General features: G+C 41.6%; 13 protein-coding genes and 1 pseudogene. 10 read left to right on the top strand and 4 right to left on the bottom strand.

Annotated features, from left to right (window positions below; translation table 11 throughout):
• Together G610_RS24045 and G610_RS0116650 are read right to left on the bottom strand one after the other, a co-directional pair.
• Positions 1-220, bottom strand: a pseudogene (locus G610_RS24045) (IS1182 family transposase); the annotation flags it as partial.
• A 108-nt stretch (positions 221-328) separates the two neighbouring features.
• A complete protein-coding gene (locus tag G610_RS0116650; protein ID WP_026525672.1) occupies positions 329-1,756 on the bottom strand; it encodes a hypothetical protein in 1,428 nt (475 codons plus the stop codon).
• A gap of 158 nt (positions 1,757-1,914) precedes the next feature.
• On the opposite strand from G610_RS0116650, the gene G610_RS0116645 reads away from it, so the two are divergent.
• Complete coding sequence (locus tag G610_RS0116645) at positions 1,915-2,697, top strand: aminoglycoside N(3)-acetyltransferase (RefSeq protein ID WP_026525671.1); 783 nt, start codon at positions 1,915-1,917, stop codon at positions 2,695-2,697.
• Between the two features lie 240 nt (positions 2,698-2,937).
• On the top strand, positions 2,938-4,692 hold the full coding sequence (locus G610_RS0116640) for an ABC transporter ATP-binding protein (protein ID WP_026525670.1): 1,755 nt from the start codon (positions 2,938-2,940) through the stop codon (positions 4,690-4,692).
• On the opposite strand, the gene G610_RS21430 is transcribed toward G610_RS0116640, so the two are convergent.
• Positions 4,666-6,018, bottom strand: coding sequence for an MATE family efflux transporter (locus G610_RS21430; protein WP_051198078.1), 1,353 nt, complete (start codon positions 6,016-6,018; stop codon positions 4,666-4,668). The two genes, G610_RS0116640 and G610_RS21430, sit on opposite strands and share 27 nt — an antisense overlap.
• Positions 6,019-6,158: 140 nt before the next feature.
• Between G610_RS21430 and G610_RS0116630 the strand changes: the two genes are divergently transcribed.
• The 4 genes from G610_RS0116630 (at position 6,159) to preA (ending at position 11,373) form a co-directional block, all read left to right on the top strand.
• Positions 6,159-7,040, top strand: coding sequence for a helix-turn-helix domain-containing protein (locus G610_RS0116630; RefSeq protein ID WP_026525669.1), 882 nt, complete (start codon positions 6,159-6,161; stop codon positions 7,038-7,040).
• Positions 7,041-7,081: 41 nt separating this feature from the next.
• A complete protein-coding gene (locus G610_RS21425; RefSeq protein WP_051198077.1) occupies positions 7,082-9,196 on the top strand; it encodes a helicase-related protein in 2,115 nt (704 codons plus the stop codon).
• Positions 9,197-9,332: 136 nt separating this feature from the next.
• Positions 9,333-9,773, top strand: coding sequence for a hypothetical protein (locus G610_RS0116620; protein ID WP_026525668.1), 441 nt, complete (start codon positions 9,333-9,335; stop codon positions 9,771-9,773).
• 106 nt (positions 9,774-9,879) lie between these two features.
• Positions 9,880-11,373: an NAD-dependent dihydropyrimidine dehydrogenase subunit PreA gene (preA, locus tag G610_RS0116615; protein WP_026525667.1), complete on the top strand. Its 1,494-nt coding sequence runs from the start codon at positions 9,880-9,882 to the stop codon at positions 11,371-11,373.
• 96 nt (positions 11,374-11,469) lie between these two features.
• Here preA and G610_RS0116610 read toward each other — a convergent pair whose 3' ends face one another.
• Positions 11,470-11,892 (bottom strand): glycoside hydrolase family 3 C-terminal domain-containing protein, encoded by a 423-nt coding sequence (locus G610_RS0116610; RefSeq protein WP_026525666.1) that lies wholly within the window; start codon positions 11,890-11,892, stop codon positions 11,470-11,472.
• An 888-nt stretch (positions 11,893-12,780) separates the two neighbouring features.
• Here G610_RS0116610 and G610_RS0116600 point away from each other — a divergent pair.
• The 4 genes from G610_RS0116600 to G610_RS0116585 all read left to right on the top strand — a co-directional run bounded on the left by G610_RS0116600 (position 12,781) and on the right by G610_RS0116585 (position 17,587).
• Positions 12,781-14,973 carry an ATP-dependent helicase gene (locus tag G610_RS0116600; protein ID WP_026525664.1) on the top strand — a complete coding sequence of 731 codons (2,193 nt, stop codon included), beginning with the start codon at positions 12,781-12,783 and terminating at the stop codon, positions 14,971-14,973.
• Between the two features lie 66 nt (positions 14,974-15,039).
• A complete protein-coding gene (locus tag G610_RS0116595; protein WP_026525663.1) occupies positions 15,040-16,083 on the top strand; it encodes a lysylphosphatidylglycerol synthase transmembrane domain-containing protein in 1,044 nt (347 codons plus the stop codon).
• Positions 16,062-16,775, top strand: coding sequence for a CDP-alcohol phosphatidyltransferase family protein (locus tag G610_RS0116590; protein WP_242829671.1), 714 nt, complete (start codon positions 16,062-16,064; stop codon positions 16,773-16,775). Before G610_RS0116595 ends, G610_RS0116590 begins: the two co-directional genes overlap by 22 nt.
• Positions 16,772-17,587 (top strand): phosphatidylserine decarboxylase, encoded by an 816-nt coding sequence (locus G610_RS0116585; RefSeq protein ID WP_026525661.1) that lies wholly within the window; start codon positions 16,772-16,774, stop codon positions 17,585-17,587. The genes G610_RS0116590 and G610_RS0116585 overlap by 4 nt, the downstream gene beginning before the upstream one ends.
• Positions 17,588-17,593 lie beyond the last annotated feature (6 nt).

The following is a 17,593-nucleotide window of genomic DNA, read 5'->3' as shown; positions in this document are numbered from 1 at the left end:
TCATAAAACCGAATAGTACGGTCTTCAACATTTTGACTGGATTATATCTGATTCTGCCAAGCTTATGCTCTGGCACATTTTTCAGATACTTCTCAAGATTCATACCTCCCACGAGTTCGTCAAAAGTAAAAACCGGATCACAGATATCCAAACAATCTGAAATAAAAAATGGTAAAACGCCCTGATTTATAGTATTATAAGAATTGGTTTGATTGTTCATGGTAATATTTTACCATGAAAAAAGAGAAGTAATCGGCTGTTTCCAGCTATTACTTCTCTTTTTTTCATGGGCTTATTATTTCACAGCCCCTTTCATATTAGTCCTTAATTATTTCATCTTAAACTGCTTAGCCTTTGTGTAAAGGGTAGTGTAGGTATAATCATAATGCTTTGCTTCCTGATCATAATATGTGATAAGGATTCTTGTGGGAGCATACTCGCTGTTTCTCTTGGTAATTGCTCTTGTGCTGCGAGGACTTCCGTCTACGTCATCATTAAAGTAACGCTTTCCGTCGCAGTAGTTTGCAAGGTTTCCTACCTTTGAAAGCTTAATTGTGCTGCCGGATTTAACCGTCTTGTAGTAATAGCAGGTATCGCTCTCTTCCTGACCATAGAATTTATCTAAGGCATCGCCGTCACCGTTTAAGTCACATCCGTTGTAAACACCGTTTGCATACTGGTCTGTGCGATTTCCTTCAACGTCTTCCTCATAGCTGGTGTTGTTAAAGTTATCATTGTGGTAACCTTTGCTGGCTTTTCTTCTATATGAACCAACCTGAATCTTAACGATCTTATAGCCCTTGTTGGCCTTTACAACAAGCTTGCCCTTTGTCTTATTTGTATAGTTATAGTCGTATGAAGCAACTGATCTTCCGTAGTTTATATAATTCTTATCGCCATAGGTCTTTTGGATAAGTGATTTTCCACCATAGGAGAAGGTCTTAAATATTGATGAATCGTCTCTTACAACAACATTAACTGAAACATTTCCTGTAACCTGTCCGGCATTGTTGTAGATTTTGAACTTCAGCTTTGCCTTACCCTTCTTTTTAGGAGTAAGAAGAAGATAAATATCAGCTGAAGAACGATTTGAGTTTATATACTCGGCAGAGTTCTGATCAAAGCCATCTCCGGCAGTAGGAATAATAATCTTTTCTCCGGTGCTCTTGTAATAGTAATACTGCTTGTTCTTGGAATCATAACTGATCTGTGCATGTTCATCAGAATAGTTAACGATACTGTTTCTCTTATCAATTTTAGCTGCAACAACTTTTTTCTTGGTTGATTTTACATTTCCAACTCTAACGTCACCACTACAAAGCTTTACACGAATTCTTGTGGGCTCGCCAGCATCAACATATACTGTGCCGCCCATGTTGGCAGTGTCTGAGTATGTGGCAGAGGGTGATACTTCTTTTTTTGTACCTGTAGCACCTGTTACCTCATTCTTATATACCTTCTTTACTATGTAGTAGGTTGTTACATTGTTTTTAATCTGATAGGTCTGATAATAGGTATCTTTCTGATCCTTATACTTTTTGAATTCCTGGTTCCATGCAGCCTTATCGCCGGTCTGATATACCACCTGCTTGTCCAAAGAAATCAGGTAGTCATCATAGGTTTTGTTTGTCTTGGCATGTTCAAATTCCAGTGTTATTGTCGGATACCCTGCAGCACTGACTGTGCTTGGAATTGCGCACGCAATAGACAGCGCAGACGCCAATGCGGCCACGCCGAGTTTGAATAGTTTCCTCATTTTTGTTTCCCTCCAAAACTTTTTCATGTTTGTTATAAAAATAACACAACATACTAACTTTAAGTGTTTAAGCCATTGCTGTCAAGAAATTATCATTGTATCGTTAATAAGTTGGCGGTATGATTACACAGTAGAGGGACGAGGAGGAGAGATTTATCATGAAAACAGTTACAAAAGAAGAAATAAAGAAGTCACTTGCAGAGGTGGGACTTAAGGCCGGGGATAACGTAATGGTCCACACTTCTCTTAGTAAAATCGGTTATGTCTGCGGTGGAGCACAGGCTGTAATAGAAGCTCTTATCGAAACAGTGACTGATGAAGGTACCATTATGATGCCTACGCAGTCCTGGAAAAATCTTGATCCTGAGGTTGATGTTCACTGGGATGTGGATGAAAAGGATTGGGATATCATAAGGGAAAACTGGCCTGCCTACGATAAGGCAATTACTCCAACTAACACCATGGGTGCCGTTGCAGAGATGTTCCGTTCATGGCCGGGGACCATCAGAAGTGATCACCCTGCAAGATCGGTTTCGGCATGGGGTAAAAATGCAAAATATCTCACTGAGAACCACGATCTTTCAAACATCTTCGGTAAGGAATCACCAATAGGGAAGCTCTATAAGCTTGACGGAAAGGTACTTCTCATAGGAGTAGACTACGACAAAAACACCTCCATACACCTTGCGGATGTACGTGCTGAGTATCCCGGAAAACACAACAGCACAGAGCACAGCGCCATCATGGAAAACGGCAAGAGAGTGTGGAAGGCCTACGACACACTTTTTGTGGATGGCGAGGATTTTGTCGATATTGGAGCAGCCTTTGAAAAAGAACATGATGTAAAAAAGGCAGCAGTTGGAGATACGCAGATGCGCTTTATGAACCAGAGGGAACTGGTTGATTTTGCCACAGACTGGATTACCAAAAACAGAAAATGAAAAAAGAGAAGGTGATGACGCTTTATCCTTATCACGAAGCATAATTTTTCCTCACCTTATCATTATACATGAGATGCCATATCTCAAAAGTCGGATACGCATTTTCATAACAAAAAATGATAGATAATATGCCAATCTTTAAGAAGTGAGGCGAATCTGCCTATGCTATCATTAAACGGTATCTATGTCCTTAATCTGGAAAAGGGCAGCAGAAATTTTGAAAAAAGGTTGGGGAAAATCATGAAAATGTTATGGAGACTTAGCCGCGAGGCTATCAGGTACAGAAAGCTTTACATAATCGCTATCTTTTCTACACTGATGCTGACGGCCATTAATCTGGCAGCTCCAAAGCTTTTGTCTGCAATGACAGGTCTTGTGGAAAGAGGGATAGATGAGGATGGACTTCATCAAATCGGTCTTCTTACAGTAGGACTTGTTGTTCTTTATCTTATGCGAATCCTCTTTAGATTCTTAAGTAATTATCTTGCACATAAGGCAGCATGGTACCTTGTGGGTGATCTTAGAACCAAGGTTTATGAAAAGCTTGAGCGCATGCATCTTGGATATTTTCACGATAAGCAGACCGGTGATCTCATGAGCCGCGTGGTAAATGACACCAGAGATTTTGAGCTTTTATATGCTCACATAATCCCTGAGACCATCACCAATTTTGTTACATTTTTTGGCGTTCTTGTAATGCTGCTTACCATCAATTTAAAGCTGGCACTTATAACCTGTGCGCCGATTCCGCTTATTCTTTTATCGGGAGTGATCTTTTCCAAAAAGGTAAGACCCTTCTTTAGAATATCCCAGAAAAAGATGGGTGAGCTTAACGGTAAGCTTCAGGATAACCTTTCGGGAATTCAGGAGATCCAGTCCTTTGGCCGCGAAGAATATGAGACAGAGAGAGTTGATGAGCAGAACTTTGAGCATATAAGAGCAATGCTTCATGCCCTTAAAATAAGTGCGATTTTCCATCCTTCAGTTGAATTTATTTCCTCCATTGGAACCATTCTTGTTGTGGGCTTTGGCGGATATCTGGCATATCGTCAGGAGGTAAGGGTTGAGGATATTGTTGCATTTCTTTTGTACCTCAGTCTATTTTACGGACCTATCACCGGAATGGCGAACCTTCTTGAAAACATGCAGCAGTCCATGGCAGGCGCAGAGCGTGTTATAGCAGTTTTGGATACACCCTGTGAGATCGTTGATAAAAAGGATGCAGTGCCGCTTCAGAACGTCAGCGGAGATATTTGTTTTGATAACGTAAGCTTTTCTTATGGCGATGGAGTGCCTGTTTTAAAGAATGTATCCTTCCATTGTCAGCCCGGAAAAATGCTTGCTCTTGTTGGACCTACAGGTGTAGGAAAAACCACGCTGACACAGCTTATTTCTAGATTCTATGAACCTACAGAGGGACATATTTTCATAGACAGACATGATATAGCAGATGTAACCCTTGATAGTCTTAGGAAAAATATTTCGCCTGTACTTCAGGATACATTTTTATTTAACGGAACAATTGCGGAAAACATTGGATATGCGGTACCGGAAGCAGGTATTGATGAGATCATGGAAGCTGCCAAGGCTGCAAATATTCATGAAGCTATACTTGCAATGCCTGATGGCTACGATACTCTTGTTGGTGAGAGAGGACTCAGACTTTCAGGAGGCCAGAAGCAGAGAGTTGCCATAGCAAGAGCGATTCTTAGAAAATCACCTATAATCATTCTGGATGAAGCTACAGCATCCGTTGATGTGGAGACTGAGCAGCAGATTCAGAAATCCATTTCTCAGATCACAGGCAATCACACCATCATAGCTATTGCGCATCGCCTGTCTACGATCAGAAATGCAGATAAGATTCTTGTAATAGAAAACGGACGCATTACCGAGGAGGGTACACATGAAGAACTTGTGACCCTGGGTGGTAGCTACGCCCGTATGAATTATATTCAGAGTAATGCTTCAGACATTCTTAACGACGCTGAATGATACACTCCTTTGAGTTATTAGTCTAAGCCATGCAGTGAATCCGCTAAGAACCCATACGATTCCTGTGGAGAGCCATATTCCCATCTCGCCCATACCCATGTATTGGGTGATAAGGATGGGAATGGTAAATCTCCCTACGACTTCTATGATTCCATTGAAGAGAGCAAAGAATGCATCTCCAACTCCGGTAAGGACGCCGCGGACCACATAGATAACGCCAAGAGCGATATAGAAGAGACTTGTTATTTTAAGCCCCATTGTTCCAAGAGCTATAACTTCGGACTCTGATACAAAGAGCGCAGTTATTGCTCCGCCAAAAAGCTGCATAGCGATTACCATTACTACAGTGAGGCTTGCCATCATGACAAGTCCTTTTTTATACCCTGTCTGAACGCGGTCATGTCTGCCGGCACCGTAATTCTGACCGCAGAATGTTGCGATTGATGCTCCGAGTGTTGCATAGGGCTGGTGTATCAGCTGCTCAATTCTGCTGGTAGCTGTAAAGGCTGCGACAACCACAGTACCGTAAGAATTGACTATTCGCTGTACAGCCATTGAGGAAATGGCTATAAGGGCAAATTGAAGTGACATCGGTACGCCGAGATGTATAACCTTGTAAGCAAGACCGGGGACGAATACAATGTCCTTCTTTTCAAGTCTGAAGTAGGGGTTTACCTTATAAGCGTAAACTGCACAGCTTGCTGCCGCAATGAACTGGGAGATGATGGTTGCAAGGGCTGCTCCTTTTATTCCCATCTTGAAAAAGTAAACGAAGACAATGTCAAGGCAGACATTTATGATCGCTGACACAATCAGGAAATAAAGCGGCGATTTGGAATCGCCAAGAGCTCGTAGCATTGCGGTTAAATAGTTGTAAGCTGATACAAAGATCAGACCTATGCACATAAAACGAACATACGAGGTCGCATCCTGCAATATAACTTCAGGTGTACTGAGTACCCTTAGCAGAGGACCTGCCGAAATAAAACCTATCGTTCCGAAAATCGCCGGAACAATTATCATTATGATTCCTGTATTTACAATTGTTTTCTTTACTCTGTCATCATCGTGAGCGCCGTAGTATTGTGATACGATTATTCCGCCGCCGCTTCCTATTCCGTTACACAGTGCAAAAAACAGAAAGGTTATGGAAGCAGTTGCACCTACTGCAGCCAGGGCCTGCGCTCCGACAAAACGTCCAACTATGATGGAATCGGCAATATTGTAAATCTGCTGAAAGATATTTCCGATAAGTGCGGGCAATGCAAATAATAATATGTGCCTTACAGGGTTTCCTGTAGTCATATCTGTAGTATAATTTTTCATATAGAATTAAGCTCCATAAATTCAAAAATAACAATATGTAATATAGGCTTGTCAAAAAAATGATTCTTCTTAAGAATTGATGTTTATGTTATCAGTTTTTGTCAAATGATAACTCTATTGATAATAGATGGGACAGAATAATGGATTACAGTAAATACGAAAACTACGAATTTGACAATTCAAGTGCCTTTAATTTATCTACAGGCTTTAAGCAGCGCAGCTATAAAGCGCACTGGCATTCCTACGGAGAGATAATTCTTGTAGGCCCGGGGAAAACCAATATTTTCAAAGTTAATCAGGACACCTACAATCTGGTTGAAGGTGATTTTGTGCTGATATGGCCCATGGAGATGCATGCAATAGTTGATGCGGACAGAGAGAAAGCTCTTGTCATCCAGTTCAGTAACATGTTTATGAATTCTCTTTTCGATCTTCAGAGAATAATGCATTTTTATAGAAATCTACATGTTCTTTGCATTAATTCCCATCCGGAGCTCGTTGCGCAGCTAAGGGTTATAGCTGATGAGATGAAGGAAATCTTTTTATCAGGAGTTTCCAACAGGGAGCTCAGGTGCTGTATGCTTCTTATGAAATTCATGCTGACACTGGATGAACACAGAGAAGAATTTGTTCCCGAGATCAGCGGTAAAGAGTCCCGTGGCTACGAGGATGATGTAATGCGAAGGATGATCAGAGTTACCGAGTACATCAAGAACAACCTGACTGCCGATGATCTGTCGCAGGGAGCCATGGCCCAGATGGCAGGCATAAGCAAGGATTATTTTTCTAGAATATTTAAGAACGTTACCGGAATGAATTACTCCAAGTGGCTTAATACCATAAGGCTTGAGAAAGCCACAGAACTCCTTACACAGAATGATATGACACTGACCAAGATCGCCATGCTTTCCGGATTCCAGAGCATACCCAGCTTTAACAGGGTTTTCCACGAGGAAAAGGGAATGGCTCCCGGTGAATACAGAGCTCTGTTTGTAGGTGATGAAAAGAAGGATTCGGACTGAATATATTTTAGGCCGATTGAATGATGAGTTTGGAATAATCTATGAAAAGAAGACACAAAAGCAGTTTTGCCATAAAAAAAGCCCAATTTAATACAGAGCTTAAGGAAGCAAAAAGAAGATTTCCACAGGAGGCTTTCGACGAATATTTTAAGAGAGAGCATATCACCATATCCTTTGCGGTTTACAGTGAACTTCTTGATATTCTAAAAACCGAGAAGATCTATATTGATGTTCGCGGCGAAAATGGTAAAAACGAAAAGCAGGAGATATCATCTTCTACCATAGAGCGATTTTGCAGGGATTTTCAGAATAGAATAAATGCTGTTTATCTCATGCAGATCATGCCGGAAATGGGGCAGGTCATTCTGGATATTCTTTGGGAATCCGATGATACAGAGATTTTGGAATTCATAACCTCCGTAAGGAAAAAGGTGATCGCCAAGGTCATTATGAAGTACCTTAGAGATTCCAAACGCATAAAGGAGATAGCAGCTTTTTGTAAAAACAATATCTCTGAGCATGTGGTCTTTGAACAGCTTCTTAAAAATCCCAATTATCAAAGGGCTGCAAGGCGTTATAAAAAAACAATGGATGCCAAGAGGCTTCTTTTTGAAACTATTGAGACCTCCACGCCCAATGACTATACGAAGCTTTTTCCTCTTGCAAGACAGGAAAAGAGGAAGTTCATCATTCATATCGGTCCCACCAATTCGGGTAAGACCTATCAGGCTCTTGAAGACCTGAAAAAGTCAGAGAGCGGAATTTATCTTGCGCCTCTAAGGCTTCTTGCCTATGAACAATATGAGAAGATGAACAGAGAGGGTGTACCCTGCTCCATGATCACAGGTGAAGAGCGGATTCTAATGCCGGGATCTTTTCACCAATCATCTACCATTGAGATGCTTGATCTTAGCGAAGAGTGGGATATGGCAGTAATAGACGAAGCACAGATGGCTGCTGACAGACAAAGAGGTGGCTATTGGACTTCAGCAATTCTTGGGGCAAGGGCTAAGACCATACATATCTGCGCATCCGGTGATGCTGAAAACCTTCTTATTCGCATGATAGAGTCCTGCGGTGATGAATATGAGGTTCAGTACCATGAGCGCAAGACTCCTCTTGTAATGGATGAAAGTGCCGCTGATTTTAATTTTCCTTCTGATGTTATAAAGGGCGATGCCCTCATAGTTTTTTCCAGAAAAGATGTACACTCTGTTGCGGCTGAGCTCCAGGATCATGGAGTTAAGTGCAGTATTATTTACGGATCCTTACCCTATGATGTTAGACACAGGGAAGCGCAAAAATTCGCTGACGGTGACACAGATGTGGTAGTTGCTACGGATGCAATCGGTATGGGCATGAATCTTCCTATCAGACGAATTGTTTTCCTGCAGACCATAAAATATGACGGTATAAACGAAAGACCACTGACCTCCTCTGAAGTAAAGCAGATAGGCGGAAGAGCAGGCAGATACGGAAAATATGATACGGGATATGTGACCTCCTACTACGATTATGAGACCATCGAGGGACTTCTTTTTAGCAGAATGATTCCTCTTAGGCAGGTTATGATAAATATCCCTGAGGACTTCCTCCATAAGGATGGAAAAATCTCGGCGATACTTGATACCTGGAATAAGATCCCCGCTGAAAAGTACTACAACAAGGGTGATATATCAGAGAAAATAAGTATTGCAAGAGCCCTTGAAAGTATCAGCGACAACAGGGAGCTTATCAGAAGATTCATAAGGATTCCTATCAACCAGGACAACAGGGATATTTTCGGCGTGTACCTTGAATATTACAAGCTGGTGAATGACGGAATCTCGCCTGATATTCGAAGGACCATGGCTGAATTTGGTGCAGATACTGTGGATGAAGAATCCAAGGATGCTCTGCTGCACCTTGAAATTGGAAGCTCTATATTTGATTTTTTATATGCTTTTACAAGGGCCTTTGGAGATATGGAGGATCTATATAAGATACTTGAGGGGAAGCGTCTTATATCGGAAAAGATATTTACGATTCTTGATAAGCAAAAGCTCAATCTGAAGTCATGCGCATATTGCGGCAAAAAGCTCAAATGGTCCTATCAGTACAATATGTGCCAGGAGTGCTTCAGAAAAAGAAGATATTTAAGAAAACACAGACAATAGCAATATAATCTGCCCGTGAAGTGGTGAAAAGTGAAGAAGGATATAATTTTTTGATTTAATCCTTGTAAAGAGCGTCAAATACATTTAAAATTTAATTATCACTGACGTTTGACATATTTTGGGGTTAAGGGGATTAATGTCGACATTAGATTATGATGCACTGTTAAGAGATGTGATTTTTGATGAGGATTCTCTCAGAAATGCTATTTCAGAGAGCTTTTCCTGCGATGTTTTTGTGTCGGAGAGATATGATAACACCGTTCGTATGGAGGCCTATTCTGACAAAGGATATCTTTTTGGAATTTTCCTTACTACCTATCCTGATGAGAGGGAATGGGATTCTGATATCGTTGGAGGAATTTATCCATACAATCAGCATGTCTGCATAGCAATCAATAAGGGTAAGGGCGATGTGATCGCTGATGCCATGAGATTTTATATTAGGTATGCTAAAAATAATAATGTCGAGATGTTGATAAAATCCTACATGGATGACGATATCTGTTATATCAGGAATAGTAATCCCAAATGGAATGAGTCATTTTACAGGAATCATGCAAGGCAATATATCATATGAATTACAGGGCTACTACTTATGAAATGAGTAGTAGCTTTTTCGTCTTTTGTAATTGTAAAATAGAAATAATAAAACGTGATAATTAAAAATATGAGGGGGAAAACATATGATAATTAACAGCGTTATAAAGAGATCGGATATTATTACATGTTCTTTGTGTAAGGATGCTCCCTGCAGCGGCGCTTGCCCGCATCTTGATCCCGCAAAGGCACTGCTTGGAATCTGGTTCGATAATCAGGATGTGGCATCCCTGGGACTTCCCAAGGAAAATGTCTGCGCAGGGTGTGATGCGCCTTGTGAGAAAGCCTGTATAAACAGCGGAAAAGTCCCAATCAAAAGTATAATGAGTAAGCTTAATGAAAAGGTTCGCCCCATGGCTGAGATAGAGCTTCCGGATAATGAGGACAGGCTTAAGTGCGATATATGCGGAGTTTCTTTGGAAAATCCATTTTTGTTATCATCATCTGTTGTTGCATCCACCTATGATATGTGTGCAAGAGCCTTTGAAGCAGGCTGGGCAGGAGTGTGCTTTAAAACTATATGCTCCCTGGATATTCATGAGGCCTCGCCCCGTTTTTCTGCAATAAAAGGAGATAACGGAAGCATTATAGGTTTTAAAAATATTGAGCAGTTATCGGATCACAGCGTTGCTGAAAACATGGAGATTTTCAGGCGCCTTAAGGAAAAATATCCCACAAAATTTATTCTTGCATCCATCATGGGACAAAATGAAGCAGAGTGGGAATCCCTTGCAAAGCTTTGCGAGGATAATGGCGCTGATGCTATTGAGCTTAATTTTTCCTGCCCCAACATGCAGGAGGACGGCCTTGGTTCTGATATAGGACAGGTGCCGGAACTGGTAGAAAAGTTCACAGCAGCTGCTAAGAGGAGTACCACTATTCCTGTTTTGGCAAAGCTTACTCCCAACGTTGCCACCATGAGTCCTGCTGCAGAAGCGGCTCTTCGAGGCGGCGCAGACGGCATAGCTGCTATCAATACCATTAAAAGTATAGTAGGTGTAAGTCCTTATACCTATGTTTCACAGCCTGCAGTCAGAGGAAAATCAGCTGTTGGCGGTTATAGTGGCAATGCTGTTAAGCCCATTGCTCTGCGGTTTATTGCTGAGATGGGACAGAATCCCTTATTAAAGGATATGCATATCTCAGGTATGGGCGGCATCGAGACCTGGAGAGATGCTTTGGAATTCATATTGATGGGCTCAGGTTCTTTACAGGTCACAACGGCAGTCATGCAGTATGGTTACAGGATAATAGATGACCTTAAGTCGGGACTGAACTACTACCTTGCACAGATGGGTATAAAGTCTGTAAAAGATATAATAGGAGCAGGACTTGAAAGCGTGAGCGATACCACAGATGTCCTTGAGAGAGACAGTGTTCTATTCCCTTCCTTTGACCTTGATAAATGTAACGGCTGCGGAAGGTGTGTCATTTCCTGTAATGATGGCGGACATCAGGCAATTCGTTTTGATGATCGTGTACCAAAGCTTGATGGAAGTAAGTGTGTAGGCTGCCATCTGTGTATGCTGGTTTGTCCCCAGGATGCCATTATGCCTGCTAAGAAGAGAATCAAGAGGTGAGTCTTACATTATTATAGACATGCAAAAAGCCTGGACTTCCAGGCTTTTTGTTGTTCTATCAGGTTGTGGAATTGTCTTAGGTTGTAAGCTGCAGGATCATTGAGAGCATTCTGCGGCAGCATGCATCAAGGACAGGTCGATAATTCCGCCTACATTAAGTATTACGATGGTCTTGCTATAAAGCGTAGTAATGGTCTTTAGGCTTTCAAGTTCATCCTCTGCATCGTAGGCTTGCAGCCAGTCAATATTTAGGAAATCAAAGCCTGCAGCCTTAAGTCCTTCTGTGATGCTGACATTATTTCTGTTATTTACCATGCCTGAGCCTGTTCCACCTTTTACCGTGTATGAAGCGCCACCGCCATAAAGTGCGATCTTTTCACCATCTTTTAGTGGCAATACTCCGTCGTTTTTTAGTAAAACCATACCCTCAGCTGCAGCTTTTCTTGCTATTTTTATAGAGGTAATTTCTCTATCTGTTATTTCAAGTGAAGTTGTTCCTGGATAATTTCGCTGACTCATTTGTAATTCCCCCATATTTGACTTAGTGCGATGCTTATATTTTACCATAGGGCAGGCCAGCAAGCATGCTTTCTGACCTGGGGGATAAGGATGATCCGTGTCGCTACGGTAAGGGGCAAGCGGTTGTATTTTCGCCTATGATACGTGCGAAAATCTCCACCGGAAGGCATGCCCCTTGCCTTCGCTCCCACACCACTGTAGTATACTGTTGTATGTGATTTTTCCATGTTTGAACAGCGTGATTGTAAGAGATAAGATCAGTGTTATTTATGAGGTGATGGTTAATTTTTAAAAATTCACTCTATGAATATGAAAATTCACTTTACGAATTTAAAAATTCACTCTACAGCGTGGTCGAAAATCAAATTTCTACGGGATGGCTTAAAAAAGGTTCTGCACAGAAATGGAAGTGCTATAGGAAGCATGAATTACTGTGACAGGGTGCTTTTACAGAGGAAAGCTCCTGAGATGAGAGTGATCTCCGTAAATTACATCGAAATAGGTTGAAGGCAGGAACTGCGCGGTAATGGGAAGAATTGGAAATTTATGGAATTACATCGTAGAAGCTATTCTATAAGCGCTGCGCGGTAAAAGCGAGTCAGGATTACATCGAAATGACATTAGGACAGGCGCAGCGATGTAATGTAAATGGCTTGGAAAGGCGAAATTACATCGCGGAAGCTATTCTATGAGCGCTGCGCGGTAAAAGCGAGTCAGGATTACATCGAAATGGCATGAGGGCAGGCGCGGCGATGTAATGTAAAGAATTTGAACGAGATCAGTCAATGGTTCCAAAAGGATGAATGAAGACTCAAAATCAAGAGATGGTTGAAATCTCAAAAACAAAGGGATGCGGTCTCGGAAGTTTGGGGCATATGGAAATAATAAATGAACGAAAATGATTTTTATGAACGATACTTAAAACACCTAAGCAGTCAGCAGCTTGAAGCGGTAAAGACCACAGAGGGGCCTGTACTGCTGCTTGCGGTGCCAGGAAGCGGTAAGACTACGGTTCTTGTGAACAGGCTAGGATACATGCTTTATTGCAAGAGGATAGAGCCGGAGCACATTCTGACCCTAACCTATACGGTTGCTGCCACAAAGGACATGGCAGAGCGTTTTAAGTCCATATTTGGAGAAGATGTTTCCACGTCCCTTGAATTCAGGACTATCAACGGAATCTGCGCCAAGATAATTCAGCACTACGGCAGGTTGATTGGCAAAAAGCCCTACGATCTTGTAACAGATGAAAAGCTGACGGGTAAGATTCTCTCAGACATATACCTCAAGGTGGAGGGAGACTACCCCACAGAAAGTGATATCAAGGGTGTAAGGACCCTTATTACGTACTGTAAAAATATGCTGCTGACGGATGATGAAATAAAGAACCTTGAGAGCGACTCTGATATTGATATTTATCCAATTTATGAAGCATATAACTCAGAGCTTAAAAGGCGTGGCCTTATGGACTACGACGATCAGATGGTCTACGCCTACAGAATGCTCAAGGGCTCTCCGGATCTTTTGAAATTCTATCAGGAAAAATACAGATATATCTGCGTCGATGAGGCTCAGGATACATCCAAGGTACAGCACATGATAATAGGCCTGCTGTCAGGGAAAGACGGGAATCTTTTCATGGTGGGAGATGAGGATCAGAGTATATACGGCTTTAGGGCAGCTTACCCCGAAGCGCTCCTTAATTTTGAAAAGGATCATCCTGCGGCAAAGGTCCTTATAATGGATCAGAATTTCAGGTCCAATGCTGCGATAGTGTCGGCTGCAGATACCTTTATCAGGCACAATCAGCTCCGCCATGATAAGCGTATGAGACCTACCAGGGAAAAGGCTCAGGACATAAACTATATCCAGCTAAACAGCAGGCGGAATCAGTACAATTATCTTGCCAAGGTTGCAGCAGATGTAACCTGCCAGACTGCGGTTTTGTACAGGGATAATGAGAGCATAATACCGCTTGTGGATGTCCTAGAGCGGCAGGGTATTTCCTATCGCATAAAAAATGCAGACCTTGCTTTTTTCACCCACAGAGTGGTTCTGGACATAGAGAGTATTCTTAAGTTTTGCATGGATCCGTATGATGAAGATAGCTTTTTAAGAATATATTTTAAATGCCAGACCTATCTGAAAAAAGCTGAGGCTGAGAGATTGTGCAGACTTGCATCAAACGCTGAGATTCCAATCCTCGATGCTGTTGAGGAAACAGAGCTTCTTAACGCCCATGTAAAGGCAAAGTGCAGAGCATTAAGGACCCATCTCTCAAATATGAGATATGAAGAGCCTTTCAAGGCTTTGAATAGAATTGAGAGATTCATGGGCTATGGCGAATATCTTGAGAATAATCACATAGATACAAATAAGCTTTTCATTTTGAAAATGATCGCCGGAAACGAAAATACAATAGATGGCTTTATGAGAAGGCTTTCGGAACTGCAGGATATTTTCAGAGATAAGGAAACTGATTACAGACAGATATTTATACTCTCAACAATCCATTCAAGCAAAGGACTTGAATATGATGCAGTCTATCTGATGGATGCCTGCGACGGAGTTTTTCCAAGTGAAGTAATCAGTACAAAAGCCTTTACCACTCCCCAGGAAGTGCGAGACTTTGAGGAGGAGCGCAGGATTTTCTATGTGGGTATGACAAGAGCCAGAAACAGGCTGAACATCCTTACTTACAATGACGAGGATTCCACTTTTGTAAGAGAGATATCATCAGATCCTGATAAGGCCGGAAATGATGTTAACAAGTCAGGTGAGGGCAGCAGAAATAATAGCCATGAAAAATCCAAAGCTTCCATATCTAAAGCCTCAATCAAAAAGACTCTTAGAACAAATAATTACGCGCAGAAGAAGGCTCCTGCCAAGACCGTAGATGTACCAACAGAGCTTATCATAGGCCAGAGAATATCACAGCCAAGGTATGGTGAGGGCTACGTAACAGACGTGGATCTTGATGAGTTTGACATGCCGCTTAAATTCCATGTGGAATTCGATGACGGGCAGGATAGGATATTTTTGTATCCTTATGCTTTTGAGTCAGGGATGAAGCTAATTTAGAACTCCAACAGGCAGGTAAAGTGTAGTAATATATAGTTATATAAAAGAAAGGTGGCTCCCAGTCAGATGGCAAAGCAGGATCGTTCTGTTTACAAAAAAATATTCTGGATGCTGTTTTCCACTTTGCTGGCAGGGGTTACAGTGTGGGCAATATTTAAGCAGAGCAGAAGTCTGTCCATCGAGCAGCTTTTTAATGTGATGATAGATGGCAAAAAGCCATATCTGATCATATCCATAGCCTGTGCTGCGGCTTACGTGGTACTTGAAGGCGTTGCCATTTGCTCGATACTTAAGGGGATTTCTTATAAAAGAAGTCTTAGAAAGGGAATCCTTTACAGTACATCTGATGTGTACTTTTCAGCAATCACACCATCAGCTACAGGAGGCCAGCCCGCCAGTGCTTATTTCATGCACAAAGATGGAATTCCAGCAGGCGTTGTATCTGCTACGCTTATTCTTAATCTGATGATGTACACGGCTGCGATAGTTTTTCTTGGGATCATTGCAGTGATAATGCATCCCGGTTTTTTCAGGGACTTTGAGACTCTGTCCAGAGTGCTGATAGTTATTGGATTTGTAGTTCTTACCGGACTTACGATTTTTTTCTTTATGGTGCTAAAGAAAAGTGATAATGTTTTTGCTTTTATCAAACGCATTGTCATGTATTTGTGTAAGAAAAAGATTATTCATAACAGCGAGCATGCTCTTAGTAAAATCGAAGATATGCATAAAGATTATAAAAACTGTGCAAAGCTCTTTGCGGGCAAAAATGGGATTCTTCGAAAAGCCTTTGCATGGAATGTTCTTCAGAGAGCATCCCAGATAGCAGTTCCTATGTTTATGCATCTGTGCATTGGTGGTAACAACAGAGATTCTGTTACGCTTTTTGCCAAGCAGTGTCTTATTACGATTGGCTATAATTTTGTTCCGATACCCGGTGCTATGGGTGTTGCGGACTATTTGATGATAGATGGGTTTTCAAATATAATGACCCACGAAGCCGCACTACAGCTTGATATGTTAAGCCGTGGAATAACCTTTTACTTTTGTGTTACAATAAGCGGGCTAGTAACTCTTGGAGGATATTTATGGACAAAGAAAAAAAGATGATAGGCGTATATGACTACACTGTTATTCTCACCTATCTTTCAACTGTTTCCGGAGCAATAGGCATAATCATTACTATGACCGGAATCGGACATCCTTATGGCGGAACGCTTTTTCTTATGATTTCCGGACTTCTGGATGCCTTTGACGGAAGGGTTGCCAGAACTAAAAAGAACAGAAGTGATTTTGAGAAGGAATTTGGTGCTCAGATAGATTCGCTTTCTGATCTGATTTGTTTTGGTGTACTTCCGGCTTCAATCGGAATAGCCCAGCTTCGTGTAAACGGAGCCTTTAAGGATGTAATAAGAGGCAGCATGAATACAGCTAAAGGATGGCTTGTTGTAATTCTTTTATCAATCGCAGCTTTCTACATTCTTTCAGCACTTGTAAGACTTGCGTATTTTAATTCCACAGCGGCAGAGAGAGCAGAGCAGAAGGAAAAGCTTGGGGTAGAATATTTTACCGGACTTCCTGTTACAGCAGCTGCACTTATTTTTCCGCTGACACTTATAATCCATTATTTCACAAGGGCAGACCTTACATTTTTCTATTTCTGGATGCTGTTTCTTGTGGGTATGCTGTTTATCGGTAACTTCAAGATTCCCAAGCCTGGTCTCAAAGTGATTTGCATCGGCGTGGCAATAGGGCTTCTTGAGTTTATAGCTAATATTTTTATTCTTATTGAGAATCTATGAATGGATTAGATTTTTTATACAAAACGAATATTGGCAGAATTATCCTAAAGCCCCTTACACTTAAGCCCCTATCCGAACTTTCCGGACGCATTCTTGATTCGAGGCTATCGATGCTGCTTATTAAGCCTTTTGCAGAAGCCAACGGAATTCGGATAGAGGACTATATTCTTGATGATGTAAGGAGCTTCAACGACTTTTTCTGCAGGAAAATAAAAAGTGAGCTGCGGCCTTTAAGCCCCAGAGAGAATGCTGTTATAGCGCCTTGCGACGGACTGCTTAAAGTAAACAGAATCACAAACGGAATGGTCTTTAGTGTAAAGCAGAGCACCTTTACGATTCGAAGCCTCCTTAGAGACAAAAAGCTGGCTGAAGAATTTGAAGGCGGATACTGCTTTGTATACAGGCTGTGTGTTAATCATTATCACAGATATATCTATTTTACTGACGGTATGAAAAAAGCAGATCGCAGGATACGGGGCTTTTATCACACCGTAAGACCTGTTGCTCTTGAAGAGTTCCCGGTATTTACAGAGAACAGCAGGCAATACTCCATTATTGACTCTAAGGAGCTTGGCCGCTGCGTCCAGATGGAAGTGGGGGCAATGCTGGTTGGCAGAATTGTCAATGAGAAGCCCATTGCAGGAAGAGTTTATCGGGGTGAAGAAAAGGGCCATTTTGAATATGGTGGTTCCACCATTATAGTGCTTGTTCCCAAGGACAAAATAAAACTAAGAGAAGAGATCAAAGTAAAATCCGCAAAGGGCGAAGAGTTCCCCATTAAGATGGGAGAGGTCGTTGCGGAAACAGTTTAAAATTGA

This window comes from Butyrivibrio sp. MB2005 (assembly GCF_000424285.1).
Lineage (GTDB): Bacteria > Bacillota > Clostridia > Lachnospirales > Lachnospiraceae > Butyrivibrio.
Note: the sequence above shows the minus strand (reverse complement) of the source record. Positions and strands in the feature narration are given on the sequence as shown.

What these genes read in the sequence shown, in the direction of transcription:
- G610_RS0116610 (WP_026525666.1), bottom strand. Translation starts at nt 11,892, where the DNA reads ATGAGTCAGCGAAATTATCCAGGAACAACTTCACTTGAAATAACAGAT.
- preA (WP_026525667.1), top strand. Translation starts at nt 9,880, where the DNA reads ATGATAATTAACAGCGTTATAAAGAGATCGGATATTATTACATGTTCT.
- G610_RS21425 (WP_051198077.1), top strand. Translation starts at nt 7,082, where the DNA reads ATGAAAAGAAGACACAAAAGCAGTTTTGCCATAAAAAAAGCCCAATTT.
- G610_RS0116645 (WP_026525671.1), top strand. Translation starts at nt 1,915, where the DNA reads ATGAAAACAGTTACAAAAGAAGAAATAAAGAAGTCACTTGCAGAGGTG.
- G610_RS0116590 (WP_242829671.1), top strand. Translation starts at nt 16,062, where the DNA reads ATGGACAAAGAAAAAAAGATGATAGGCGTATATGACTACACTGTTATT.
- G610_RS0116585 (WP_026525661.1), top strand. Translation starts at nt 16,772, where the DNA reads ATGAATGGATTAGATTTTTTATACAAAACGAATATTGGCAGAATTATC.
- G610_RS0116630 (WP_026525669.1), top strand. Translation starts at nt 6,159, where the DNA reads ATGGATTACAGTAAATACGAAAACTACGAATTTGACAATTCAAGTGCC.
- G610_RS0116650 (WP_026525672.1), bottom strand. Translation starts at nt 1,756, where the DNA reads ATGAGGAAACTATTCAAACTCGGCGTGGCCGCATTGGCGTCTGCGCTG.
- G610_RS21430 (WP_051198078.1), bottom strand. Translation starts at nt 6,018, where the DNA reads ATGAAAAATTATACTACAGATATGACTACAGGAAACCCTGTAAGGCAC.
- G610_RS0116620 (WP_026525668.1), top strand. Translation starts at nt 9,333, where the DNA reads ATGTCGACATTAGATTATGATGCACTGTTAAGAGATGTGATTTTTGAT.
- G610_RS0116640 (WP_026525670.1), top strand. Translation starts at nt 2,938, where the DNA reads ATGAAAATGTTATGGAGACTTAGCCGCGAGGCTATCAGGTACAGAAAG.
- G610_RS0116600 (WP_026525664.1), top strand. Translation starts at nt 12,781, where the DNA reads ATGAACGAAAATGATTTTTATGAACGATACTTAAAACACCTAAGCAGT.
- G610_RS0116595 (WP_026525663.1), top strand. Translation starts at nt 15,040, where the DNA reads ATGGCAAAGCAGGATCGTTCTGTTTACAAAAAAATATTCTGGATGCTG.